Genomic DNA, 476 nt, shown 5'->3' on the forward strand with positions numbered 1-476 from the left:
ATGTTCCACCTAATCTAATAGTAAGTTACTTTAGTAAATTAGGTGGCTTGGTCGAACTATAAGCTATTCAAACGGACGCTAAACAGTTGGCTAGCTTCGTTCCTCGCAATTTTAGCCAACAATTTATCGCCGCTTCGTAAGGCGTTATACGCAAATATGAATCAACCCTATAGAGTACGCATCAAATCTAAAGTCAAAGTTCGCTTTGCGTTTGCACTTATTGCTTTAGCCATCGGTTTATATTTTCTTATGGAAGTTGATTTCGGCTTTAAAGAGGATGAAGTTAAATATGGTCAGACTTATCTTCTAGAGTCATTTGAACAAAGATCTAGTGGCTCATATCGAGGAAGTACATCTACTACTTATGGTAAGTTTAAATTACCATCAGGAAAAATAATTAGCTCTAGGATTTATATCATTTCTCATAATGGTTTGTATTGTGTTGCGGAGATCTTAATTAATGGTAAAGTTACTCA

Annotated in this window: 1 protein-coding gene; it reads left to right on the plus strand. The window is 35.3% G+C overall.

From position 1 onward, the window contains the following. Window positions 1–156 precede the first annotated feature (156 nt). Window positions 157–476: hypothetical protein (locus H4J75_RS19720; protein WP_182223034.1), on the plus strand; the 320-nt coding region annotated here is incomplete at its 3' end.

It is taken from the genome of Colwellia sp. BRX10-1, assembly GCF_014077545.1.
GTDB lineage: Bacteria > Pseudomonadota > Gammaproteobacteria > Enterobacterales > Alteromonadaceae > Colwellia_A.